This window comes from Streptococcus pseudopneumoniae (assembly GCF_038148935.1).
GTDB classification, from domain to species: domain Bacteria; phylum Bacillota; class Bacilli; order Lactobacillales; family Streptococcaceae; genus Streptococcus; species Streptococcus pseudopneumoniae_U.
Genome location: NZ_JBBJZX010000281.1, coordinates 1 through 216, shown reverse-complemented (window position 1 = coordinate 216; position 216 = coordinate 1). Strand labels below are relative to the sequence as shown.

Genomic DNA, 216 nt, shown 5'->3' with positions numbered 1-216 from the left:
CTTAGCTTCATCTGCTTTCTTCTTAGCTTCTGCTACTTCGGATTCTGTCGCATTACCATCCGCAATCACTTCCTCAGCTTTCTTCAAGGCTTCTTGAGCTTGAGTCTTAGCTGTTTCGAAAGCTTGCTTACTTGCTTCTGTCTTACCAGCTGTTGAAGTTTCTTGGTTGATGTCGCCAGACAACGCTGTCTTAGACGCTTCTAACTCTGACTTGTC

At 44.9% G+C, this 216-nt stretch carries 1 protein-coding gene; it reads right to left on the bottom strand.

All coding sequences use genetic code 11. From position 1 onward, the window contains the following. The coding region (locus WKI42_RS10995) for a hypothetical protein (protein ID WP_368081928.1) at nucleotides 1–216 on the bottom strand (216 nt) is incomplete at both ends.